The sequence below is a fragment of the Streptomyces umbrinus genome, from assembly GCF_030817415.1.
Classification (GTDB): Bacteria; Actinomycetota; Actinomycetes; order Streptomycetales; family Streptomycetaceae; genus Streptomyces; species Streptomyces umbrinus_A.
The window spans coordinates 6,984,417-7,006,082 of the sequence record NZ_JAUSZI010000002.1; the positions used below are offsets into that span (position 1 = coordinate 6,984,417).

The following is a 21,666-nucleotide window of genomic DNA, read 5'->3' on the forward strand; positions in this document are numbered from 1 at the left end:
ACTCAGCGCTCAGCACGAGACAGCCGTCTCCTCACCCCATACACGACCGCTCCCAACCCCAGCACGCCCACGCCCACAACCACCGACACCCACGGCAACGCGAAAGCCAAGGTCACACACCCCGCCAGCCCCACCACCGGCGCAACCCGCGACACGACCGTCGAACTCAACGTCCAGGCCGCCGCGTTGGCGATCGCGTAGTACACCAGTACCCCGAAGGAGGAGAAGCCGATAGCACCCCGCACATCCACCGTCGCGGCCACCGCGACAACCACCGCTCCGACGGCCAACTCCGCCCGATGAGGCACCTGGAAGCGCGGATGCACGACGGCCAGCGCGCCCGGGAGATGCCCGTCGCGGGCCATCGCCAGCGTGGTCCGTGACACCCCCAGGATCAGCGCGAGAAGAGAGCCGAGCGCTGCCACGGCGGCGCCCACCCGTACGACCGGGACGAGTTCCGGCACACCCGCGGCGCGCACCGCGTCGGCCAGTGGCGCCGTCGCCTGTCCGAGCCCGCCCGACCCCAGCACGGAGAGGACAGCCACCGCGACAGCCGCGTACACCACCAGCGCGATGCCCAGCGCGAGCGGGATCGCGCGCGGAATGGTGCGTGCCGGATCCCGAACCTCCTCGCCGAGCGTCGCGATCCGCGCGTACCCGGCGAAGGCGAAGAACAACAGGCCGGCCGCCTGAAGCACCCCGCCCACACCTCCGGAGACCCCCACGTCCAGCCGCCCGGCGTCGGCGTTCGCGGAGGTGAGAGACACGACGACCACGGAAGCGAGGACTCCGAGGACCACCGCCACGATCGCCCGCGTCAGCCACGCGGACTTCTGGATACCGCCGTAGTTCACGGCTGTCAGCGCCACCACGGCCCCGACGGCCACGACGTGCGCCTGCTCCGGCCAGACGTACGCGCCCACGGTGAGCGCCATCGCCGCACACGAGGAGGTCTTGCCGACGACGAACGACCAGCCCGCCAGGTACCCCCAGAACTCCCCGAGCCGCTCCCGCCCGTACACGTACGTCCCGCCCGAAGCGGGGTAGCGGGCGGCGAGGCGAGCCGACGCCGTCGCGTTGCAGTAGGCGACGACGGCGGCGATGCCCAGACCGAGGAGAAGCCCGGACCCGGCGGCCCGTGCCGCGGGCCCCAGCGCGGCGAAGATTCCCGCACCGACCATCGAGCCGAGGCCGATGACAACGGCGTCGCCGACGCCGAGCGTCCGCTTCAGCTCCGCCGTGCGCTGCGGCGCTCCGGGCCGGGCGGAACCGGTTCGGCCGGAATCGGACTGTGCCATGGGTCGCACCCTACTGATCAGCGCAACCGGTTACCGCCGCGCCGACGTCCTCCCCACCAACAGCAAACGAACAAGCAAACAAGCGCGCGATCAGCGACACCAGAGCGGCATGAACACAGCCTGGCCGGAGCAAGATCACAGCACAGGCACAGCACGGAGAGGCAGGTTCACGGCATGGGCATCATCAGCTGGATCATCCTGGGGCTGTTGGCCGGAGCCATCGCCAAATTCCTGCTGCCGGGCCGTGATCCCGGCGGCTTCATCGGCACGACCCTGATAGGCGTCGCGGGCGCGTTCATCGGCGGCTGGATATCGGCTCGTTGGCTGGACCACCCGGTCGCCAAGGACTTCTACGACGGCGCCACCTGGGCCGCCGCGATCGGCGGCTCGCTCGTCCTGCTGATCGCCTACCGCCTCCTGTTCGGCAACTCGCGCAACTGAGCGCGCATCCCTCAGACCGCGGCCAGCAGGCGAGAAGGGTGGGCACCGCCGGTGCCCACCCTTCCTCGTGCTGCCTTACGTACGCGCAACGAGCACGCCGTCACCGGTAGTTGACGAACTGCAACGCGAAGTCGAAGTCCTGGCCCTTCAGCAGCGCCTGCACGGCCTGCAGGTCGTCACGGCTCTTCGAGCTGACCCGCAGCTCGTCGCCCTGCACCTGAGCCTTGACGCCCTTCGGGCCCTCATCACGAATGATCTTCGCCACCTTCTTCGCGTTCTCCTGGGAGATGCCTTCCTCGATCGACGCGAAGATCTTGTACTCCTTGCCGGAGAGCTGGGGTTCACCGGCGTCCAGCGCCTTCAGCGAGATGCCCCGCTTGACCAGCTTGGACTGGAAGACGTCGAGGATGGCCTTGACCCGCTCCTCCGAGTTCGCCTCCATAAGGATCTTCTCGCCGGACCAGGAGATGGAGGCGCCGACGTTCTTGAAGTCGTAGCGCTGCGAGATCTCCTTGCCGGCCTGGTTGAGGGCGTTGTCGACCTCCTGCCGCTCGACCTTCGAGACGATGTCGAAACTGGAGTCGGCCATGTCCTGTGGCTCCTTGTATCGGGGTGCGTAGTGGCGGCCGTCGAGCACCGCGTCGGTCTCGGGCCGCATCCGCATAAGCCTAGCCACCCGCTCCCCTCCGAGCGCCGATCTATCGGGTGGCGAAGCACCCCCGAGCATCGGGTATCGTTTACGTCGTTGCCACGGAGCACCGCCGAACAGCGGTTCGAACGGCAGCGACCCCGGCGGTGTGCCCGAGCGGCCAAAGGGAGCAGACTGTAAATCTGCCGGCTCAGCCTACCCAGGTTCGAACCCTGGCGCCGCCACGCTGAGAGAAACCCCCTCAGGACTGCGTTCTTGCAGTTCGGAGGGGGTTTCTGCGTGTCTGGGGCGGTGCGCCCTCAGCGGCGAGCGCGCGCCTTGGCTGCTGGCCCCCGTCCCGGAGTCGCCGGCCCTGTCGCGAGGCCGCCGGCCCTGTCGCGAGCAGGGTGGTGGCCGACTCCCTGGCCGGGGCCTCACCGGCCTTCCCCCGCTTCGTTCGTACCCTGAGTTCATGTCCTCACGTCGCAGGAACTGCCCCGAGTGCCGTCGCGAGATTGCCGTTGTCGCGGGGCGGTTCGCCCGGCACGACCCGCCGGGGGCGCGGGGGAGCGGGGAGCTCGTGTCGTGTCCCGGGTCGCGCAGGCAGGCGGAGCTGGGCGCTGCGCAGCCGGCGCTGGACGGGTACGTCGTCGCGGAGTTCCCCGGACAGTTGCCGCTCTTCTGACCCCCGCCGCACGCTCGCTGGTCCCTGCTGCCACCGCACGCGTTCGCTGCCCTCTGCCGACCCCGTAGCCCCGCGCTGCCCGCTGATTCCGACGTCCCGCCCCGCCCCGGCGGCCTAGGGCCGGCGTACGTCCATACGGCTCACCAGTCCGTCCGCGCCGAAGGCGTACACGTGCTCGACCGGCTCCTCCGCCCAGTGCTCGCCCGTGGCGTCCCGCAGCCCGGGCCGCACCAGGGCCACCACGCGGCGCCCGTCCTCGTCGAGGCGCAGCCCCTCCAGTCCTACGAGGGGGTGTGCGGCTGCGAACTGGGCTGCCCAGTAGGCGCGTACCGCCTCGTGGCCGTGCAGGCGAATCCCGTCGGCGACGTTCGGCCAGTTCACGTCGGGTGCCAGGCAGTGGGGGATGAACGCGTCGCGTTCGGCGGTGCTGAAGACGTCGTACATCTTCCGCAGCAGGGCTTCCTGAGCTGCGGGTACCTCGACGGGCACGGGACCTCCCCCTCTCTCGTGGCGCGGGGCGGCCGATCACCGCCCCACGCCCGCGTGCGTCCTCCCGGTCAGTTCCCGGCCACCGACTTCACCGCCACGGACACCGGCGCCGACCCGCTGATCAGCTCCAGCGTCAGCCCGGCCGTCGCCGGAGTGTCCACCAGCTCCGCGAGGACCGCCGCGACGTCGTCGCGCGGGATGGGGCCGCGCCCCGTGGCGGCCTCCAGACGTACGAGACCGGTGCCGGCGTCGCTCGTCAGCATCCCGGGACGCAGGATCGTCCAGTCCAGGCCCCGGTGAGCGCGTACGTACGCGTCGGCCTCGCCCTTGGCGCGCAGATACGCGTCGAAGACGTCGTCCCCGGGGTGCTCCGGATCCGCGCCCATCGACGACACGACCACATGCCGACGCACTCCGGCCCGGGCGGCCGCGTCCGCGAAGAGCACGGCGGCGCCCCGGTCCACGGTGTTCTTGCGGTCCACTCCGCTGCCCGGGCCCGCGCCCGCCGCGAAGACGGCGGCGTCCGCGCCCTCCAGGTGAGCGGCGACCTCCTCCAGCGAAGCCGACTCCAGATCGCACACGACCGGTTCGGCACCGGCCGCCCGCAGATCCTCGCCCTGCTCGGCGCGGCGGATGATCCCCGCCGCCTCGTCACCGCGCGCGGCGAGCAGCCGCTCCAACCGCAGCGCGATCTGACCATGACCTCCAGCGATGACAATGCGCATGTTTCCGACCGTACGCCCGGACGACCCCACTCGCCGCACAACCCTGTGGATAACTCGTGAGTCTCATGAACGATCACTGTGTACGAGGGGTGACGCCGTGCGGCGTCATGAAGGAGACCGTCATCACCACCACACGCGAGAGCCTTGCGACGCGCATGAGCCCTGCCACGCGCAACCGCCCTGCCCTGCGCAAGACCCTCACCGCGGCCGCCTGCACCACGGCTCTGCTCACCGGCATGGCCGCCTGCGGCACGGTCGAGAACCTCACCGCCGGTCAGAAGGTCGACCGCGCCTTCGAAGGGCTCGGCGAAAAGAAGTCGCTGGCCTTCGAGTTGGGGCTCGACGCCAAGCCCTCCGCCCTCACGAAGCTGGCCGGAGAGGCGGAGCCCGGCGAGGAGTTGCCGCCCGAGCTCGCCGAACTCTTCACCGGGGTGCGGGTCAAGGTGTCCGTCGAGTCGAGGAAGCCGCTCGCCGACTCGGGTGAGAAGGATCTCGTCGGCACGGGGGTGGCGATCTCGGGGCCCGACGGCGTTCTGGCCGAATACCGCCTCGTCGGCGACTACACGTACTACCGCGCCGACATGAAAGCACTCGGTGAGGCCATGGGCTTCCCGCTGCCGTCGGCCAACGAACTCCCCGAGAGCGAGAAGGAGCTCAAGAAGGTCATTGAGGGCAAGTGGGTCAAGGTCGACACCAGCGAGCTCGACCGGGCCGGCAAGGGCGACAAGGCTGACAAGTCCGGTGGGCCCGACGAGATCGACACCAAGACCCAGCAGAAGATCCTCAAGGCGGTACGCGGAGTCGTCGCCCGTGAGGTCACCTTCAGCAACGAGGGAGGCAGCGACGGCGTCGAACGGATCGTCGCCAAGGCCTCGTTCCGCGAGCTGCTCACCGGTCTGCTCGACAAGCTCCGGCCCCTGGCCGACGACCTTCCGGCGGGCGCCGAACTGCCCACCGACGAGGACCTCAAGGACGCCCCGAACAAGAAGATCGCCGTCAACTTCTCCCTGAAGAACGGTGACTTGACCAGGGTCTCCGTAGACCTCGCCGCCCTCGCGGACGGCCCGAAGGGCACCCGGCTCCCCCTGGTGGTCAAGTTTGGCGAGGCAGGCGACGTCAGCGCCCCGTCCGGTGCCACCGAGATACCCGCGGACGGGTTCGGGGGCCCGGGCAACCCGTTCACCGGAGGCCTGCTGAGCGGCTTCTGACGGCCTGTCCGGAACTCGAGTGTCATGCCGGTGGCCCGACGGTGACGGGCCACCGGCATGACAGCGACGGGTGACCCGACGGCCACGAGTGGGCGGACTTCAAGAGCACCGGTACGCGCGCGTCGAGCCCAAACAGACCTCCACGCGCGCGTGCCCGTGCCAAAGGCACCCCGCCTCCAGACCCCCAAGACTCACGACGGCTCCTCCGCGCGCCCCGTCCGCCCCTGCCGAGGCAGGTCCAACGCCACGGTCACAGCGGAGTTGCAGTACTCCCGCACCGCACTCGTCCGCGCCACCACCCGCCCCCGATGTACCACGATCCGGCTGTACGCCAGGGACAACGCCGCGTCGAGCCGGTCCCCGCGCACCGCGAGCAACTCCGCGGGGAACCCGGCCTCCACCCGTACCTCGGGCAGCCCCAGCGCAGCCCGCGCCGACGAACTCACCGCGTCGTAGGCGTCCCCGGCCCGCAGCCCGTACCGCGAGGCCAGCAGATACGCCGCCTCCAGCGGGTCCCCGCGCCCGACGGGGTTCGACACGTCCCTGAGGGCGCCGCTCCCGGCCGCCACGCGCACCCCGGCCGCCCGCAGCAGCCGTACCGGAGCCGTCCCGCGGCGGTCCCCGCCCGAGCAGCCGCCCTGGGGCAGACAGACCACGCTCACGCCGGCCGCGGCGAGTTGGTCCGCCGCCCGCGAGGCGACCTCGGTGGGCAGCCGCCCGAGTCCGCCGCACGGACCGAGCGTCACCCCCGGCCGCAGTCCGCCGGCCATCGCCGCGAGCCGTGCGAGCCGCGCGGGGTCGTCACCGTCCGTGTGCAGATCGACCGGGCAGCCGTGCTCCGAGGCGACCTCCAGGACCGCCTCCACATAACCCGTCGGATCAGGGTCCAAATCTGGACAACCACCCACTACGGAGGCACCCATTTTCACCGCGTCCCGCAGCATCGCCAGCCCGTCCGCCCCGGCGAGCCCGGTCAGTACCCGCGGCATCGCCACCACCGTCAGCTCGGCCAGCCCCCGCAGCGCGCGCCGTGCCTGGAGCACCGCGCCCATCGAGTCCAGCCCCTGCACATCGCCCACGCGCACGTGCGAGCGCAGGGCGGTGGCACCGTGCCCGAGCTGGAGCAACGCGGCCTCGGTCGTACGGCGCTGGACCTCGTGGGCCTCGTACGACACCGGTCCGTCGCCGTCCGCCGACAGGGCCGTGTCCCCGTGCGCGTGGGGCTCGGCCGGGGCCGACAGGAGCAGATAGCCGGCGAGGTCCACGCGCGCGCTGTGTGCGGTGAGGCTGCCCGCCGTGCCGACCGCCTCGATGCGTCCGCCGCCCAGCCTTACGTCCACGGTCCGGCCGTCGGTGAGCCGCGCGCCGCAGAGCAGCAGGTCGGAGCCGTCGCTCCGGCCGGACGAGCCCGAGGAGCCCGACGAGGACGAGGAGGAGTGGGGCTGCTGCGGCTGACTGTCGGGCATCGCGCTCCTGGGGCTCGGCGGCGGCTGCGAAAGAAGGGGCAGGCGGCTGCGAAGGAGGGACACAAGATCACGCAGCGTGAGTCGAGCCTAGGGTGGCGACCGGCGCGCATCGAGGAGGAGCGGAATAGTCGTACCGGTGTGGTCCGTCGTGCGGGAGGGGCGCGTGAAACGCCCCGCGAGCGGCCCGGAACGGGCTGGGGCAGGTGCCGCGAAACGGATTTGGGCGATCGGTGGCCGAGCGTGTAATGTCTTCATCGCTCGCCCCAATAGCTCAGTCGGTAGAGCGTCTCCATGGTAAGGAGAAGGTCTACGGTTCGATTCCGTATTGGGGCTCTGGTGTGGGAGGTTCCCGCTCGCAAGGCGGGAACTGATCACATCACAGCGGTGTAGCTCAGTCGGTAGAGCAAGCGGCTCATAATCGCTGTGTCACCGGTTCAAGTCCGGTCACCGCTACTGACAGTAGCCGATTGTGGGGTCGGTCCTTCGATCGGCTACTCTTCTATGTGTTAATGCGCCATTCGTCCCATCCGTTCGTCAAGGAGCACTCCTGTGGCTGCCACCGACGTCCGCCCGAAGATCACGCTGGCCTGCGTGGAGTGCAAGGAGCGGAACTACATCACCAAGAAGAACCGGCGTAACAACCCGGACCGACTGGAGATGAAGAAGCACTGCCCGCGTTGCAATGCGCACACCGCGCACCGCGAAACGCGATAAACAAGGCTCGTACACGAGGCCGTCCCCTGAAGTCGGGGGGCGGCCTCGCGTCGTTACACCCAGTTGCGAACCAGGAGGTGCCGGGCCCATGGCGCTCGACCAGTCCTTCGTGGGGCGGTCCTATCCGCCCACCGAGCCCTATGAGGTCGGCCGGGAGAAGATCCGCGAGTTCGCGGAGGCGGTGGGCGACGCCAACCCCGCGTACACGGACCCGGAGGCCGCCAAGGCCCTCGGTCACCCCGATGTGATCGCCCCGCCGACCTTCGTGTTCACCATCACGTTCAAGGCCGCGGGACAGGTCGCCCAGGACCCCCAACTGGGGCTCGACTACAGCCGTGTGGTGCACGGCGACCAGAAGTTCGTCTACCGCCGCCCGGTGCGCGCGGGCGACCGGCTCACGGTCACCTCCACCATCGAGGCGATCAAGTCGCTGGCGGGCAACGACATTCTGGACATCCGCGGCGAGGTCCACGACGAGGCGGGCGAGCACGTGGTGACCGCCTGGACCAAGCTCGTGTCCCGCGCGGCCGAGGGGGCGTGAACAGATGACGGCGAAGATCTCGTACGACGACGTCGAGGTCGGCACCGAACTGCCGGCCCGGACCTTCGGCGTGACCCGCGCGACGCTCGTGCAGTACGCGGGCGCCTCGGGGGACTTCAACCCGATCCACTGGAACGAGAAGTTCGCCAAGGAGGTCGGCCTCCCGGACGTCATCGCGCACGGCATGTTCACCATGGCCGAGGCGGTCAGGGTCGTCACCGACTGGACCGGCGACCCGGGCGCGGTCGTCGAGTACGGTGTCCGCTTCACCAAGCCCGTCGTCGTCCCGAACGACGACCAGGGCGCCACGATCGAGGTCAGCGGCAAGGTCGCGGCCAAGCTCGACGACAACACCGTCCGCGTCGACCTCGTCGCGATGAGCGCGGGCCAGAAGGTCCTGGGCATGTCCCGGGCCGTCGTACGCCTGGCCTGACAGGGCGGTTCGGCGGGAGCGCGAGGAGTGTGAGTAAGGGGCGTCCGCCGTTGCGGGCGCCCCTTACTTCTTGTCTTCCTGCGCCTCTCGCTTCTTCTCTCCGCATCCCACCCCTTGACCTAGTTAGTGATTGAGTACTAACTTGTTCGCATGGTCAGGATGAGCGCAGAAGAGAGGCGCGAGAGCGTCATCCGCGCGGCGATGAGCGAGTTCTCCCGGGGCGGCTACTACGGCACGTCCACCGAGGCGATCGCCAAGCGTGTGGGCGTCTCGCAGCCGTACCTCTTCCGGCTCTTCCCGGGCAAGAAGGCGATCTTCCTCGCGGCGGCCGAGCGGTGCATGGAGGAGACCATGCGCACCTTCGCCGACGCCTCCAAGGGGCTGGAGGGCGAAGAGGCCCTGCACTCCATGGCGAACGCGTACACCAGGGTCATCGCCGAGAATCCCGAACAGCTGCTCATGCAGATGCAGATGTACGTCGCGGTTGCGGCCGCCGAGCAGACCGGTGACCGCGAGCTGGGTGAGGTGGTGCGGGCGGGCTGGATGCGCCTGTGGGACACCGTTCATCTGCCGCTCGGCGCCGATGTCGACGAGACCACGACCTTCATGGCGTACGGAATGCTCGTCAACTGCCTGGTGGTCATGGGATTTCCGCCCGAGCACCGGGTCTGGGAGGGGCTCTACCCCTCGGCCCGGATCAAGGGCCGGCTCGAGCACTGAACCAAGGGTGGCGGAAATTGCCGCCCTTTCATGCCCGTGAAAGTTAGTCAGCAATAACTAATTGAAGTCAGTGATCACCCGCTGGGGGAAGCGATGTCACAGCAGACCGCACGTCCCGGGGGAGCCGTCTGGGCCCTCGTCATCACCAGCGTCGCCGGGTTCATGGCGGCGCTCGACAACCTCGTCGTCACCACCGCACTGCCCTCGATCCGCAAGGACCTCGGGGGAGACCTCCCCGATCTGGAATGGACCGTGAGCGCCTACACGCTCACCTTCGCCGTGCTGCTGATGTTCGGCTCGGCCCTGGGCGACCGGTTCGGCCGTCGCCGGCTCTTCCTCGTCGGCATCACCGTGTTCACCGCCGCCTCCGCCGCCGCGGCCATGGCGCCCGGCATCGACTCGCTGATCGCCGCCCGCGCGGTCCAGGGCGTCGGCGCCGCCATCATGATGCCGCTGACGCTGACCCTGCTCACGGCCGCCGTTCCGGCCGCCAAGCGCGGGATGGCGTACGGGATCTGGGGTGCCGTCAACGGTCTCGCCGTCGCTTCGGGGCCGCTGATCGGCGGCAGCCTCACCGAGCACATCTCCTGGCAGTGGATCTTCTGGCTGAACGTTCCGCTGGGGCTGGCGCTCCTGCCGCTCGCCCGGCTGCGCCTGTCGGAGTCCTTCGGCGCCGGTGCCCCGCTCGACATCCGCGGCACCCTGCTGGCCAGTGGTGGCCTCTTCGGAATCGTGTACGGGCTGGTCCGGGCGCCCGTCGTCGGCTGGACCGACGGGATAGTCCTGCTGGGGCTGTTCGCGGGTACCGCTCTGCTCGTCGGCTTCGTGATCCACGGCATCAACGCCAAGAACCCGATGCTGCCGATGCGGCTCTTCCGCAACCGGGCCTTCGCCGGGATCAACGCGGCCAGTCTGCTGATGTTCCTCGGGATGTTCGGCTCGATCTTCCTGCTCAGCCAGTACATGCAGGGCGTCCTCGGCTACTCGCCCACCCAGGCCGGGCTGCGGATGCTGCCCTGGACGGGGATGCCGATGCTCATCGCACCCGTCGCCGGATATCTGTCCGACCGGATCGGCGGCCGCCCGGTCGTCGCCGCGGGTCTCTTCCTGCAGGCCGTCGGACTCGGCTGGTTCGCCACCGTGATCGCGCCCGACACGTCGTACGCCACACAGCTGCCCGCCCTGATCATCAGCGGTGTGGGCATGTCCCTCTTCTTCGCCCCCGCCTCCAACCTGGTCATGTCCAGCGTCCGGCCGCACGAGCAGGGGATCGCCTCCGGCGCCAACAACGCGCTGCGCGAGGTCGGCGGCGCGCTCGGTATCGCGGTGATGGCCTCGATCTTCTCCGCCCAGGGCTCCTACCGGACCGCGCAGACCTTCGTCGACGGCACCCAGCCGGCGCTCTGGGTCGGTTCCGCCGCGGTGGCCGTGGCGGGAGTCGCGGCACTCCTCATCCCCGGTCGTCGCCGGGCGGCGGAGGCGAGCGAGGACAGCACCGGGAACGCGCCCGAGCGGGTGCTGGAGACGGCCTCCCACTGAGGGCCCTCACCGAGTCCGGAATCCGAACCCGCACCCGCACCCGAAAGGAGTCCGAGCATGCCCACCCTTCCCTGGACCGTGCCGAACGAGCCGCCGCAGGGCGCCGAGGTGTACGTCTTCGCCTCCCGCTTCGAGACCCGCACCCGCTGGGGAGCGCTGAAGTTCTTCGCCAGGACACCGGCCGTCTGGCGGCAGGTGAGCAAAGCCCCCGGAGCGTACGGCGCCACGCTCAAGGCGGCCCCGCTGCGGCGGACCTTCTGGACCCTGTCCGCCTGGGAGTCGCCCGCGGCGCTCAAGGCCTTCGCCCGCTCCGGCACGCACGCGCCGACCGCCCGGGGCCTCGGCCCCCAGATGCGGGACGCGAAGTTCGTCTCGTGGACGGTCACGGCGGACGACCTCCCGCTCGACTGGGCGGAGGCGTTGCGCCGTCTGTGACCGACCGACGCCGCGAACAGCTCAGCCGCGAGAACGGCCCCGCCCCGACCGGCGGGGCCGTTCTCGTACTCTTGGGCACGTGCTGGAACTCCACGACGCCCCGCTCGCCCCGCTGACCACCTTCCGGCTCGGCGGCCCCGCCGCGCGCCTGATCACCGCCACGACCGACGCCGAGGTGATCGCCGCCGTCCGCGAGGCCGACGACTCGGGCACCCCGCTGCTGCTGATCGGCGGCGGATCCAACCTGGTCATCGGCGACAAGGGCTTCGCGGGCACCGCCCTGCGCATCGCCACCCGCGGCTTCGCCCTCGACGGTACGAAGCTGGAGCTGGCCGCCGGCGAGGTGTGGACCGACGCCGTCGCCCGCACCGTCGAGGCCGGCCTCGCGGGCATCGAGTGCCTCGCCGGAATCCCGGGCTCCGCGGGTGCGACGCCCATCCAGAACGTGGGGGCGTACGGCCAGGAGGTGTCGTCGACGATCACCGAAGTGATCGCCTACGACCGGCGGACCCGCGAGACGGTCACCGTCCCGAACGCCGAGTGCGCCTTCTCGTACCGCCACAGCCGCTTCAAGGCCGACCCCGAACGCTTCGTCGTGCTGCGCGTCCGCTTCGACCTGGAGGACGCCTCCGGGCTCTCCGCGCCGGTCAAGTACGCCGAGACGGCCCGCGTCCTCGGCGTCGAGCCCGGCGACCGCGTGCCGCTGGAGAAGGCCCGGGAGACCGTCCTGAAGCTGCGCTCCGGCAAGGGCATGGTGCTCGACCCGGAGGACCACGACACCTGGTCGGCCGGCTCGTTCTTCACCAACCCGATCCTCACCCACGAGGAGTTCGCCGTGTTCCACGCGCGCGTGGCCGAGCGTCTCGGTGACGGCGTGATCCCGCCCGCGTACCCGGCGGGCGACGGGCACACCAAGACCTCCGCGGCCTGGCTGATCGACAAGTCCGGCTTCACCAAGGGCTACGGCACCGGCCCCGCCCGCATCTCCACCAAGCACACCCTGGCCCTCACCAACCGCGGCGAGGCCACCACGGAGGACCTCCTCGCGCTCGCCCGCGAGGTCGTCGCGGGCGTCCACGCCGCCTTCGGGATCACGCTCGTCAACGAACCGGTGACGGTCGGCGTCAGCCTCTGAGATATTTCGCTTGCCGGTCGCCCGGCCCGGCGATCACCCTGAGGGCATGAGAGAACTCCTGTGCGGCTGAGGGTCGGTGAGTTCCGGCCGAGCGCCGGCCGGTACGCGTTCCGGGTGGTCCAGCCGCGCCCCGCGCTCCGGCACACCACGCTCAGCGACCCCTTGCGGGGCTGGGGCTACCTGGTCGGCGACCACGACGGACTGGCCCGCCTCGCCGCCCTGTTCTCGTTCGCCGCGTACTCCCCGCACACGGTCGTCCACGTCCCGCTGCGCGACAGCGTGCCCAGGACGTACGCGCCCGGAGTGCCGGTCGACCTCGTCCTCGCCCACCGGACACTGGGCCTGCGGCCCTCCGCGTGGCCGTCGCTGCGCCGCGGACTGACCCGGGGCACCCCCGGCACCGTCCGCACCGACGAACGGCGCACCGCGGACCACGCCGCGGCCTGGCAGGCCCGCTGGGAGCAGCGCTGGGACCGCCTCGACCCCGTCGACCGGATCCGCCCCGCCGTGCACGCCCGGACGCTGTTCCTCTTCGGCGCCCGGGACACCTTCGCCTCGGCGTCCGTTCACTTGGAGACCGCGGCCGGCTTCGGCCCCCGACACAAGAGGGCCGCCAAGGGGCACGACGTGCTGGTCACCTCGCTCACGCTGCACATGCCCCTGAGCCGGGGACGTCACACGGAACTGGACATCGGCTTCCAGGCGTACCCGCCCTACGCCCACTTCAGGCGACCGGGGCGGTCAGCCAGTCGTCGATCCCGGACAGCAGCTTCTCCTTGATGTCGTGCGGGGCCGCCGAACCCCTTACCGACTGCCGTGCCAGTTCGGCCAGTTCGGCGTCCGTGAAGGCGTGATGCCGGCGCGCGATGTCGTACTGGGCAGCCAGCCGCGAGCCGAACAGGAGCGGGTCGTCCGCACCGAGTGCCAGCGGGACCCCCGCCTCGAAAAGCTTGCGCAGGGGGACGTCCTCCGGCTTTTCGTACACCCCCAGGGCGACGTTCGACGCCGGGCAGACCTCACAGGTGATGCCTCGGTCCGCGAGCCGCTTCAGGAGCCGCGGGTCCTCGGCCGCCCGCACCCCGTGCCCGATCCGCGAGGCGTGCAGGTCGTCCAGGCAGTCACGGACGGACGCCGGGCCCGTCAGCTCGCCGCCGTGCGGCGCCGCCAGCAGCCCGCCCTCACGCGCGATGGCGAAGGCCCGGTCGAAGTCCCGCGCCATACCGCGCCGCTCGTCGTTGGAGAGCCCGAAGCCGACGATGCCGCGGTCCGCGTACCGCACGGCCAGCCGGGCCAGCGTGCGCGCGTCCAGCGGATGCTTCATCCGGTTCGCGGCCACCAGGACCCGCATCCCGAGCCCGGTCTCGCGCACGGCCGAGTCCACGGCGTCCAGGATGATCTCCAGCGCCGGGATCAGCCCGCCCAGCCGGGGGGCGTACGAGGTCGGGTCGACCTGGATCTCCAGCCACCCCGAGCCGTCCTTGATGTCCTCCTCGGCGGCCTCCCGCACCAGCCGCTGAATGTCCTCGGGATCTCTGAGGCACGACCGCGCCGCGTCGTACAGCCGCTGGAAACGGAACCAGCCCCGCTCGTCGGTGGCCCGCAGTTTCGGTGGCTCCCCGCTGGTCAGCGCGTCGGGAAGGTGGATCCCGTGCTTGTCGGCCAGTTCCAGCAGAGTGGTGATCCGCATCGACCCGGTGAAATGCAGGTGCAGATGAGCTTTGGGCAGCTCAGAGACATCACGTACGTGCTCCATTCCAGGATCCTGCCGTACGCCGCCTCCGTATCGGTAGCGCTTTCCCTGAACGTGGTCTTGCTCGCACTAAGACACGAACCACGACACGAAGAAGCGGGCCGCCTCCCAGAGGGAAGCGGCCCGCTCGTACCCACTCACGGTGAGGAGGTTCAGTCCTTGGCCTCGGCCAGCAGCTTCTGGATGCGCGAGACGCCCTCTACGAGGTCCTCGTCACCCAGCGCGTACGAGAGCCGCAGGTAGCCCGGCGTGCCGAAGGCCTCGCCCGGGACGACCGCGACCTCGGCCTCCTCAAGGATCAGCGCGGCCAGCTCGACGGAGTTCTGCGGGCGCCTGCCGCGGATCTCCTTGCCGATGAGGGCCTTCACGGAGGGGTACGCGTAGAAGGCGCCCTCGGGCTCCGGGCAGAGCACGCCGTCGATCTCGTTGAGCATCCGCACGATGGTCTTGCGGCGGCGGTCGAAGGCCTCGCGCATCTCGGCGACGGCCTTCAGGTCGCCGGAGACGGCGGCGATGGCTGCAACCTGGGCGACGTTCGACACGTTCGACGTGGCGTGCGACTGGAGGTTAGTGGCGGCCTTCACCACGTCCTTCGGGCCGACGATCCACCCGACACGCCAGCCGGTCATCGCGTACGTCTTCGCGACGCCGTTGACGACGATGCACTTGTCGCGCAGCTCCGGCAGGATCGCCGGCAGCGAGGTGAACCTCGCGTCCCCGTAGACCAGGTGTTCGTAGATCTCGTCCGTCAGCACCCACAGACCGTGCTCGACGGCCCAGCGACCGATCGCCTCGGTGTCCTCGGCGCTGTAGACCGCGCCCGTCGGGTTGGACGGCGACACGAAGAGGACGACCTTCGTCTTCTCCGTACGGGCCGCCTCCAACTGCTCGACCGACACGCGGTAGCCGGTGGTCTCGTCCGCGACGACCTCGACCGGGACACCGCCGGCGAGACGGATCGACTCCGGGTACGTCGTCCAGTAGGGCGCCGGGACGATGACCTCGTCGCCCGGGTCGAGGATCGCGGCGAACGCCTCGTAGATGGCCTGCTTGCCGCCGTTGGTCACCAGGATCTGGGAGGCGTCAACCTCGTAGGCGGAATCGCGCAGCGTCTTGGCGACGATCGCCGCCTTCAGCTCGGGAAGGCCGCCGGCCGGCGTGTACCGGTGGTACTTCGGGTTCTTGCAGGCCTCGATGGCGGCATCGACGATGTAGCCCGGGGTCGGGAAGTCGGGCTCACCGGCGCCGAAGCCGATCACCGGACGTCCTGCGGCCTTGAGGGCCTTGGCCTTGGCGTCCACGGCGAGGGTGGCGGACTCGGAGATCGCACCGACCCGGGCGGAGACCCGGCGCTCGGTGGGAGGGGTTGCAGGGCTCATGGGCCCATCGTTCCAGACACGAAACCTCCCCGGCACACCGGTTTCACAGAGTGAGCGCCGGCCGACAAAGTCCTTACGGACACTTTCTGTTCGACGACCGGCCGTCGACCACGTACACTCTCACCTCGTTGGCCTTCACCGGCCGCGCCCACCCGGTGCACACCGAGCACCCGGGCGGATGCGGTACGTTGTTGGGGAAACAAAGGGTCGTAGCTCAATTGGTAGAGCACTGGTCTCCAAAACCAGCGGTTGGGGGTTCAAGTCCCTCCGGCCCTGCTACACACTCCTTTCGCCAGGATGTGTGCGCATGTACGTACTGCAATGCACCGCCGTGCGGCTCATACCCGGGCGCGGCACGGCCACGACCCGGAATCAGGTGAGGACGAGTGACGGACGCCGTGGGCTCCATCGACATGCCTGATGCCCAGGATGAGGCGCCGGAGTCCCAGAAGAAGGGCCGCAAGGGCGGTAAGCGTGCCAAGAAGGGCCCGCTGAAGCGCCTTGCCCTCTTCTACCGCCAGATCGTCGCGGAACTCCGCAAGGTTGTCTGGCCGACCCGGAATCAGCTGACGACGTACACCACAGTGGTGATTGTGTTCGTCGTCATCATGATCGGTCTGGTGACTGTGATTGACTTCGGACTCGACAAGGCCGCCAAGTACGTATTTGGCTGAGCCAAGCGCGAAGGGCGCCGTACCCGGCGCCCGCTTTCGCGTGTTCCACCCCCATGATCCAGGAAGAAGCAGCCACCGTGTCTGACCCGAACCTGAACGACGCCGGCGAGTCGGTCGAGTCCGTTGACGACGAGCTCGACATCGTCGAGGGCGCGGACGTCGAGGACGAGGTCGAGGCTGCCGACGCCGAAGCCGGCGAGGCCGCCGAAGAGGCTGCCCTGCACGTCGAGGACGAGTCCGGTGAGGACGTCGAGACCGACGTGGACGCCGACGACCTGGCCGTCTCCGACGAGGCCGAAGCCGAGAAGCCCGAAGAGCCCGAAGAAGAGGCCGAGCCGGTCGACCCGGTGGTGGCCCTCCGCGAGGAGCTCCGCAGGTTGCCCGGCGAGTGGTACGTCATCCACACGTACGCGGGTTACGAGAACCGCGTGAAGACGAACCTCGAACAGCGTGCCGTCTCTCTGAACGTCGAGGACTTCATCTTCGCGGCCGAGGTGCCGCAGGAAGAGGTCGCGCAGATCAAGAACGGCGAGCGCAAGACCGTCCGTCAGAACAAGCTCCCCGGCTACGTGCTGGTGCGCATGGACCTGACGAACGAGTCCTGGGGCGTCGTCCGCAACACCCCCGGTGTCACCGGCTTCGTGGGCAACGCGTACGACCCGTACCCGCTGACGCTGGACGAGATCGTCAAGATGCTCGCTCCGGAGGCCGAGGAGAAGGCCGCCCGCGAGGCTGCCGAGGCCGAGGGCAAGCCGGCGCCGTCCCGCAAGCTCGAGGTCCAGGTGCTGGACTTCGAGGTGGGCGACTCGGTCACCGTCACCGACGGCCCGTTCGCGACGCTGCAGGCGACCATCAACGAGATCAACGCCGACTCGAAGAAGGTCAAGGGCCTCGTCGAGATCTTCGGCCGCGAGACCCCGGTCGAGCTGAGCTTCGACCAGATCCAGAAGAACTGACCCCTCGCGGGACGGTCTTCCGGAACACACGCCTCCGACCAGGTCAGACGGGCCCTCAAAGCCTGTCTGACCTGCTCGGTTTTTGGCCGCAGACAGATACCCGTTATCGTTGTGCGGTATGCCTCCGTCCGGATGATCCGGATCGGCGGCTGAAAACTCTCACTAGGACCCGGAGAGAGCAATGCCTCCCAAGAAGAAGAAGGTCACGGGGCTCATCAAGCTCCAGATCCAGGCCGGTGCGGCCAACCCGGCGCCGCCGGTCGGCCCCGCGCTGGGCCAGCACGGCGTCAACATCATGGAGTTCTGCAAGGCCTACAACGCCGCGACCGAGTCGCAGCGTGGCTGGGTGATCCCGGTGGAGATCACGGTCTACGAAGACCGCTCCTTCACCTTCATCACCAAGACCCCGCCGGCCGCGAAGATGATCCTCAAGGCCGCGGGCGTGGAGAAGGGCTCCGGCGAGCCGCACAAGACCAAGGTCGCCAAGATCACCCAGGCGCAGGTCCGCGAGATCGCCACCACGAAGATGCCCGACCTGAACGCCAACGACCTGGACGCCGCGTCGAAGATCATCGCCGGCACCGCCCGTTCCATGGGCATCACGGTCGAGGGCTGACCTCCACCCCGTAGGAAAGACCGTGGCAGGGCCTGCTCGGCCCACACCACGACTCCTCAGAACACACAGGAGCAGTAGTGAGCAAGCGCAGCAAGTCTCTCCGCGCTGCGGACGCCAAGATCGACCGGGAGAAGTTCTACGCCCCGCTCGAGGCCGTCCGTCTCGCCAAGGAGACCTCCACGAGCAAGTTCGACGGCACCGTCGAGGTCGCCTTCCGCCTGGGTGTCGACCCGCGCAAGGCCGACCAGATGGTCCGTGGCACCGTGAACCTCCCGCACGGCACCGGTAAGACCGCCCGGGTCCTGGTCTTCGCGACCGGTGACCGTGCCGAGGCCGCGACCGCCGCGGGCGCCGACATCGTCGGCTCCGACGAGCTCATCGACGAGGTGGCGAAGGGCCGTCTGGACTTCGACGCCGTCGTCGCCACCCCGGACCTCATGGGCAAGGTCGGCCGCCTGGGCCGTGTCCTCGGCCCGCGTGGTCTGATGCCGAACCCGAAGACCGGCACCGTGACCCCGGACGTGGCCAAGGCCGTGACCGAGATCAAGGGCGGCAAGATCGAGTTCCGCGTCGACAAGCACTCGAACCTGCACTTCATCATCGGCAAGACCTCGTTCGACGAGACCCAGCTGGTGGAGAACTACGGCGCCGCGCTGGAGGAGATCCTCCGTCTGAAGCCGTCCGCCGCCAAGGGTCGCTACATCCGGAAGGCCGCGATCAGCACGACGATCGGCCCCGGCATCCCGCTCGACCCGAACCGCACCCGCAACCTCCTCGTCGAGGAGGACCCGGCCTCCGTCTGAGCCTGACGCTCACCGGCAGCCGCGTCGCACACGCGATTCCAGGACGGGCCCCGCAACCTTTCGAGGTGCGGGGCCCGTCCCTCTTTGTCAGATGCCCGATTCCGGACCGGGTGTCAGTGCCCTGCGCTAGCGTGCAAGGCACAGGAATCGCATAGGGGGACGAATGAAGAGCACTGCCGTGCGACGCGCGACTGTCTCGATCGTGATGGCCGCCGCGCTGACGGGGGTCGCGGCCTGTAGCGGCTCGGACTCCGACGGGGGTTCGGGCGGGAGCTCGGGCGGAAGCTCCGGAGGGGGCGACAAGGCGGCCGGCAAGGCCAAGACCCAGGCGAACCCGATCGCGGCCCTGCGCTCCGTCGAGAAGTCCACCGACAAGGCCGACTCCGCCAAGGTCGAGTCCACCACGACCATGGGCACGATCATGTCCATGGAGGCTGACGGCGCCCTCGGCTGGGCCGACGGCCTCACCGGCACCCTGACGATCACGTACACCGGCGGCACGATGGCCGACCAGATGCGGCAGCTGGGCACCACCTCCATGGAGGCCCGCTATCTGCCGGACGCCTACTACGCGAAGATGGGCGACAAGTTCGCCGAGCAGTCCGGCGGCAAGCACTGGATCAAGTACGCGTACGACGACCTGGCGGACCTCGCCGGCGGATCGGGCGCGTACATGAAGGACCAGATGCAGAACACCACGCCGAACCAGTCGGTGAAGCTCCTGCTGGCCTCCGGGGACGTCAAGAAGGTCGGCGAGGAGAAGGTGCGCGGCGAGAACACCACGCACTACTCGGGCACGGTCGACGTCGCGGACCTCGCGGGCGAGAGCTCGAACCTCACCGCGGACCAACTGGCCGACATGAAGCGCCAGTTGGAGCAGGCCGGAGTCACCACCGAGACGATCGACATATGGGTCAACGACGAGGATCTGCTGGTCAAGAAGGTTGAGAAGGGCGAGCTGGCGACCGGCTCGATGTCCTCGACGGCGTTCTACAGCGACTACGGCGTGAAGGTCTCCACCGAGGAGCCCCCGGCCGGCGACACCGCCGACTTCAAGGACCTGATGCAGACTCAGCCGGCGGCCTGAGAGGCCTCGTACGGACGCAGGGAGGGGCGCCACCCAGGCGCCCCGGGCGTCACACAGGCCTCAAGGAACTCGGAGGACTGACCGAGTCCCTCTGGGATACGCTCGCGCCCTGTCTGTGAGTCGCTCATCTGTTCCTTGGGGGGAACCATGAAGATTTCTGTGCGTGCGTCCGTGCGTCGTAGGACGACCGGTGCGGCACTCGCCGCGCTGGTCCTCGCCGGGGGTGCCGTCGGCTGTTCGAAGGACGGCGCGAGCGAGGAGTCGCCGAAGATGACGCCCGCCGCGGCCGTGGCCAAGGCGGCGAAGAACACGGAGGACATCACCTCCATCAGCTACCGGATGACCGGCAGGACCCCTGAGGAGGGGCGCGTCAAGGCCGAAGCGCAGATGCGCATGAAGCCCGACGTCGCCATGAGCATGAAGATGACCGCCCTCGACCAGGGCGCGGACGGCACCGCCGAGATCCGCCTCGTCGACAAGGCGATGTACATAGGCGGAGGCGCCGCGGCCGCCAAGGAGATGGACGGCAAGAGCTGGATCAAGTTCGACCTGTCCACGCTGGGGGACGACGCGCTGGGGGGCGCGGCTCCGGGCGCCGGGACGGCCGACAAGAACCCGGCCCAGGAGTCCACCTTCCTCACCGGCTCCAAGGACGTGAAGAAGGTCGGCACCGAGAAGATCGACGGCGTCGAGACCACCCACTACAAGGGCACGGTCACCCTCGACGAGTTCCGCAAGTCCCTCAAGAGCGAGAGCAAGACCACCCGTGAGCAGCGGGAGAAGAGCCTTGAGCAGTACGAGAAGATGGGCGTGGACGCGCTCACGATGGACATGTGGATCGACGGCGACGACCGCACCAAGCAGTTCCGTATGAAGGGCGACGCCGACAAGGGCAAGCTCGACATGACCATCACCTTCGTCGACTACAACAAGCCCGTGACGGTCGAGGCGCCGCCCGCCAAGGACGTCATGGACCTGGCCGAGATGATGGGCGACATCGAGAGCTGACCTCGGCGTAGGCCGGCGTTCGGCGTCGGCCCACGTACGGATTTGCTTGACAGCGACCCGTTCACGTAACCTTCCACAGAAGCCAAAGACCGCTGGTCGTTGCCGTGTGCTTGTTAGAGGGCGCGGCGACCGAAGGATCCGCTGAAACTGCGGACGACCCGCGTAGGTGACTGTGGATGAACTCCCGGACAGTCCCGTACTTCGTACGGATCCGTTCGGTCGAGTCACGCCCCGTGCGCCTGCGCCGGGGCGTTTCGTTTTCCCAGTCTCCTTCTGAGCGGTCCTCATCACCCGGAAGGAGGCCACGCTTATGGCAAGGCCCGACAAGGCTGCCGCGGTAGCCGAGCTCGCGGACCAGTTCCGCAGCTCGAACGCCGCTGTGCTGACCGAGTACCGGGGTCTCACCGTGGCGCAGCTCAAGACGCTGCGTCGTTCGCTCGGTGAAGACGCCCAGTACGCCGTGGTGAAGAACACGCTGACCAAGATCGCGGCCAACGAGGCCGGGATCTCCACGCTCGACGACCTGTTCAACGGTCCGACGGCGGTTGCCTTCATCTCCGGTGACCCGGTGACGTCGGCGAAGGGTCTTCGTGACTTCGCCAAGGACAACCCGAACCTCGTCATCAAGGGCGGTGTCCTTGACGGCAAGGCGCTGTCCGCCGACGAGATCAAGAAGCTTGCGGACCTCGAGTCCCGCGAGGTTCTGCTCGCCAAGCTGGCGGGTGCCATGAAGGGCAAGCAGACTCAGGCTGCGCAGCTCTTCCAGGCGCTTCCGTCGAAGTTCGTCCGCACCGCGGAGGCGCTTCGCGTCAAGCTCGAAGAGCAGGGCGGTGCCGAGTAATTCGGCTCGCGCATTGACCGCCGCCTGAGGCGACGGTCGTAGCGGGCCGAACGTACGCCCGCCTCACCAGTACATCCGGCACCTGCCGAATTAGT

At 69.1% G+C, this 21,666-nt stretch carries 25 protein-coding genes and 4 tRNA genes; 22 read left to right on the forward strand and 7 right to left on the reverse strand.

What is annotated here, in order from left to right:
* Positions 1-2: 2 nt before the first annotated feature.
* Positions 3-1,298, reverse strand: coding sequence for an APC family permease (locus tag QF035_RS30865; RefSeq protein ID WP_307523757.1), 1,296 nt, complete (start codon positions 1,296-1,298; stop codon positions 3-5).
* A gap of 174 nt (positions 1,299-1,472) precedes the next feature.
* On the opposite strand from QF035_RS30865, the gene QF035_RS30870 reads away from it, so the two are divergent.
* A complete protein-coding gene (locus QF035_RS30870; RefSeq protein WP_189844531.1) occupies positions 1,473-1,739 on the forward strand; it encodes a GlsB/YeaQ/YmgE family stress response membrane protein in 267 nt (88 codons plus the stop codon).
* Between the two features lie 100 nt (positions 1,740-1,839).
* Here QF035_RS30870 and QF035_RS30875 read toward each other — a convergent pair whose 3' ends face one another.
* Positions 1,840-2,397 carry a YajQ family cyclic di-GMP-binding protein gene (locus QF035_RS30875; RefSeq protein ID WP_307523758.1) on the reverse strand — a complete coding sequence of 186 codons (558 nt, stop codon included), beginning with the start codon at positions 2,395-2,397 and terminating at the stop codon, positions 1,840-1,842.
* A 133-nt stretch (positions 2,398-2,530) separates the two neighbouring features.
* Between QF035_RS30875 and QF035_RS30880 the strand changes: the two genes are divergently transcribed.
* Positions 2,531-2,612 (forward strand) — tRNA-Tyr (locus tag QF035_RS30880).
* Between the two features lie 227 nt (positions 2,613-2,839).
* A complete protein-coding gene (locus tag QF035_RS30885; RefSeq protein ID WP_055614634.1) occupies positions 2,840-3,052 on the forward strand; it encodes a hypothetical protein in 213 nt (70 codons plus the stop codon).
* A gap of 114 nt (positions 3,053-3,166) precedes the next feature.
* On the opposite strand, the gene QF035_RS30890 is transcribed toward QF035_RS30885, so the two are convergent.
* Positions 3,167-3,541 carry a nuclear transport factor 2 family protein gene (locus QF035_RS30890; RefSeq protein ID WP_307523759.1) on the reverse strand — a complete coding sequence of 125 codons (375 nt, stop codon included), beginning with the start codon at positions 3,539-3,541 and terminating at the stop codon, positions 3,167-3,169.
* 68 nt (positions 3,542-3,609) lie between these two features.
* Entirely contained in the window at positions 3,610-4,266 is a 657-nt protein-coding gene (locus tag QF035_RS30895) for an NAD(P)H-binding protein (protein WP_307523760.1), read from the reverse strand.
* Positions 4,267-4,373: 107 nt separating this feature from the next.
* On the opposite strand from QF035_RS30895, the gene QF035_RS30900 reads away from it, so the two are divergent.
* The gene (locus QF035_RS30900; protein WP_307523761.1) at positions 4,374-5,474 is read left to right on the forward strand and encodes a hypothetical protein; all 1,101 of its coding nucleotides are present in this window, start codon (positions 4,374-4,376) and stop codon (positions 5,472-5,474) included.
* Positions 5,475-5,665: 191 nt separating this feature from the next.
* Here QF035_RS30900 and QF035_RS30905 read toward each other — a convergent pair whose 3' ends face one another.
* Positions 5,666-6,940: an amidohydrolase family protein gene (locus QF035_RS30905; protein WP_307523762.1), complete on the reverse strand. Its 1,275-nt coding sequence runs from the start codon at positions 6,938-6,940 to the stop codon at positions 5,666-5,668.
* A gap of 260 nt (positions 6,941-7,200) precedes the next feature.
* On the opposite strand from QF035_RS30905, the gene QF035_RS30910 reads away from it, so the two are divergent.
* From QF035_RS30910 to QF035_RS30955, 10 genes are all read left to right on the forward strand, one after another.
* Positions 7,201-7,273: transfer RNA gene (locus tag QF035_RS30910), tRNA-Thr, on the forward strand.
* Between the two features lie 47 nt (positions 7,274-7,320).
* Positions 7,321-7,393 (forward strand) — tRNA-Met (locus tag QF035_RS30915).
* Positions 7,394-7,489: 96 nt separating this feature from the next.
* Positions 7,490-7,654, forward strand: a complete 165-nt coding sequence (gene rpmG / locus QF035_RS30920) for a 50S ribosomal protein L33 (RefSeq protein ID WP_003948671.1) — start codon at positions 7,490-7,492, stop codon at positions 7,652-7,654.
* An 88-nt stretch (positions 7,655-7,742) separates the two neighbouring features.
* Positions 7,743-8,195, forward strand: a complete 453-nt coding sequence (locus QF035_RS30925; protein ID WP_307523763.1) for a MaoC family dehydratase N-terminal domain-containing protein — start codon at positions 7,743-7,745, stop codon at positions 8,193-8,195.
* 4 nt (positions 8,196-8,199) lie between these two features.
* A complete protein-coding gene (locus tag QF035_RS30930; protein ID WP_307523764.1) occupies positions 8,200-8,628 on the forward strand; it encodes a MaoC family dehydratase in 429 nt (142 codons plus the stop codon).
* A gap of 150 nt (positions 8,629-8,778) precedes the next feature.
* Complete coding sequence (locus QF035_RS30935; protein ID WP_307523765.1) at positions 8,779-9,348, forward strand: TetR/AcrR family transcriptional regulator; 570 nt, start codon at positions 8,779-8,781, stop codon at positions 9,346-9,348.
* Between the two features lie 93 nt (positions 9,349-9,441).
* Complete coding sequence (locus QF035_RS30940) at positions 9,442-10,887, forward strand: DHA2 family efflux MFS transporter permease subunit (protein WP_307523766.1); 1,446 nt, start codon at positions 9,442-9,444, stop codon at positions 10,885-10,887.
* A gap of 57 nt (positions 10,888-10,944) precedes the next feature.
* The gene (locus QF035_RS30945; protein WP_307523767.1) at positions 10,945-11,322 is read left to right on the forward strand and encodes a DUF3291 domain-containing protein; all 378 of its coding nucleotides are present in this window, start codon (positions 10,945-10,947) and stop codon (positions 11,320-11,322) included.
* 79 nt (positions 11,323-11,401) lie between these two features.
* Complete coding sequence (locus QF035_RS30950) at positions 11,402-12,457, forward strand: UDP-N-acetylmuramate dehydrogenase (protein WP_307523768.1); 1,056 nt, start codon at positions 11,402-11,404, stop codon at positions 12,455-12,457.
* A 60-nt stretch (positions 12,458-12,517) separates the two neighbouring features.
* Positions 12,518-13,237 (forward strand): hypothetical protein, encoded by a 720-nt coding sequence (locus tag QF035_RS30955; RefSeq protein ID WP_307523769.1) that lies wholly within the window; start codon positions 12,518-12,520, stop codon positions 13,235-13,237.
* Here QF035_RS30955 and QF035_RS30960 read toward each other — a convergent pair.
* Together QF035_RS30960 and QF035_RS30965 are read right to left on the reverse strand one after the other, a co-directional pair.
* Positions 13,182-14,210 (reverse strand): adenosine deaminase, encoded by a 1,029-nt coding sequence (locus QF035_RS30960; RefSeq protein ID WP_307523770.1) that lies wholly within the window; start codon positions 14,208-14,210, stop codon positions 13,182-13,184. The genes QF035_RS30955 and QF035_RS30960 overlap by 56 nt on opposite strands.
* A gap of 149 nt (positions 14,211-14,359) precedes the next feature.
* A complete protein-coding gene (locus QF035_RS30965) occupies positions 14,360-15,586 on the reverse strand; it encodes a pyridoxal phosphate-dependent aminotransferase (RefSeq protein WP_307523771.1) in 1,227 nt (408 codons plus the stop codon).
* A gap of 203 nt (positions 15,587-15,789) precedes the next feature.
* On the opposite strand from QF035_RS30965, the gene QF035_RS30970 reads away from it, so the two are divergent.
* The 8 genes from QF035_RS30970 (at position 15,790) to rplJ (ending at position 21,571) form a co-directional block, all read left to right on the forward strand.
* Positions 15,790-15,862, forward strand: a tRNA-Trp gene (locus QF035_RS30970).
* A 110-nt stretch (positions 15,863-15,972) separates the two neighbouring features.
* Positions 15,973-16,260 (forward strand): preprotein translocase subunit SecE, encoded by a 288-nt coding sequence (gene secE / locus QF035_RS30975; RefSeq protein ID WP_055610500.1) that lies wholly within the window; start codon positions 15,973-15,975, stop codon positions 16,258-16,260.
* Between the two features lie 77 nt (positions 16,261-16,337).
* Positions 16,338-17,216: a transcription termination/antitermination protein NusG gene (gene nusG, locus QF035_RS30980; RefSeq protein WP_307523772.1), complete on the forward strand. Its 879-nt coding sequence runs from the start codon at positions 16,338-16,340 to the stop codon at positions 17,214-17,216.
* A gap of 181 nt (positions 17,217-17,397) precedes the next feature.
* The gene (rplK, locus tag QF035_RS30985; protein ID WP_030359033.1) at positions 17,398-17,832 is read left to right on the forward strand and encodes a 50S ribosomal protein L11; all 435 of its coding nucleotides are present in this window, start codon (positions 17,398-17,400) and stop codon (positions 17,830-17,832) included.
* A gap of 77 nt (positions 17,833-17,909) precedes the next feature.
* Positions 17,910-18,635, forward strand: a complete 726-nt coding sequence (gene rplA, locus QF035_RS30990) for a 50S ribosomal protein L1 (RefSeq protein ID WP_055610502.1) — start codon at positions 17,910-17,912, stop codon at positions 18,633-18,635.
* Positions 18,636-18,798: 163 nt separating this feature from the next.
* Positions 18,799-19,722 carry a hypothetical protein gene (locus QF035_RS30995; RefSeq protein ID WP_307523773.1) on the forward strand — a complete coding sequence of 308 codons (924 nt, stop codon included), beginning with the start codon at positions 18,799-18,801 and terminating at the stop codon, positions 19,720-19,722.
* A 147-nt stretch (positions 19,723-19,869) separates the two neighbouring features.
* A complete protein-coding gene (locus tag QF035_RS31000; protein ID WP_307523774.1) occupies positions 19,870-20,730 on the forward strand; it encodes a DUF1396 domain-containing protein in 861 nt (286 codons plus the stop codon).
* A 310-nt stretch (positions 20,731-21,040) separates the two neighbouring features.
* Positions 21,041-21,571 carry a 50S ribosomal protein L10 gene (rplJ, locus tag QF035_RS31005; protein WP_055610505.1) on the forward strand — a complete coding sequence of 177 codons (531 nt, stop codon included), beginning with the start codon at positions 21,041-21,043 and terminating at the stop codon, positions 21,569-21,571.
* Positions 21,572-21,666 lie beyond the last annotated feature (95 nt).

Bases quoted from the DNA above. Each gene is read 5' to 3' on its own strand.
- QF035_RS30925 (WP_307523763.1), top strand. From the start codon at position 7,743: ATGGCGCTCGACCAGTCCTTCGTGGGGCGGTCCTATCCGCCCACCGAG.
- QF035_RS30940 (WP_307523766.1), top strand. From the start codon at position 9,442: ATGTCACAGCAGACCGCACGTCCCGGGGGAGCCGTCTGGGCCCTCGTC.
- QF035_RS30875 (WP_307523758.1), bottom strand. From the start codon at position 2,397: ATGCGGCCCGAGACCGACGCGGTGCTCGACGGCCGCCACTACGCACCC.
- QF035_RS30885 (WP_055614634.1), top strand. From the start codon at position 2,840: ATGTCCTCACGTCGCAGGAACTGCCCCGAGTGCCGTCGCGAGATTGCC.
- QF035_RS30960 (WP_307523770.1), bottom strand. From the start codon at position 14,210: ATGGAGCACGTACGTGATGTCTCTGAGCTGCCCAAAGCTCATCTGCAC.
- QF035_RS31000 (WP_307523774.1), top strand. From the start codon at position 19,870: ATGAAGATTTCTGTGCGTGCGTCCGTGCGTCGTAGGACGACCGGTGCG.
- QF035_RS30905 (WP_307523762.1), bottom strand. From the start codon at position 6,940: ATGCCCGACAGTCAGCCGCAGCAGCCCCACTCCTCCTCGTCCTCGTCG.
- QF035_RS30870 (WP_189844531.1), top strand. From the start codon at position 1,473: ATGGGCATCATCAGCTGGATCATCCTGGGGCTGTTGGCCGGAGCCATC.
- QF035_RS30935 (WP_307523765.1), top strand. From the start codon at position 8,779: ATGGTCAGGATGAGCGCAGAAGAGAGGCGCGAGAGCGTCATCCGCGCG.
- rplJ (WP_055610505.1), top strand. From the start codon at position 21,041: ATGGCAAGGCCCGACAAGGCTGCCGCGGTAGCCGAGCTCGCGGACCAG.
- rplK (WP_030359033.1), top strand. From the start codon at position 17,398: ATGCCTCCCAAGAAGAAGAAGGTCACGGGGCTCATCAAGCTCCAGATC.
- QF035_RS30965 (WP_307523771.1), bottom strand. From the start codon at position 15,586: ATGAGCCCTGCAACCCCTCCCACCGAGCGCCGGGTCTCCGCCCGGGTC.
- QF035_RS30895 (WP_307523760.1), bottom strand. From the start codon at position 4,266: ATGCGCATTGTCATCGCTGGAGGTCATGGTCAGATCGCGCTGCGGTTG.
- QF035_RS30865 (WP_307523757.1), bottom strand. From the start codon at position 1,298: ATGGCACAGTCCGATTCCGGCCGAACCGGTTCCGCCCGGCCCGGAGCG.
- QF035_RS30900 (WP_307523761.1), top strand. From the start codon at position 4,374: ATGAAGGAGACCGTCATCACCACCACACGCGAGAGCCTTGCGACGCGC.
- QF035_RS30995 (WP_307523773.1), top strand. From the start codon at position 18,799: ATGAAGAGCACTGCCGTGCGACGCGCGACTGTCTCGATCGTGATGGCC.
- QF035_RS30930 (WP_307523764.1), top strand. From the start codon at position 8,200: ATGACGGCGAAGATCTCGTACGACGACGTCGAGGTCGGCACCGAACTG.
- QF035_RS30945 (WP_307523767.1), top strand. From the start codon at position 10,945: ATGCCCACCCTTCCCTGGACCGTGCCGAACGAGCCGCCGCAGGGCGCC.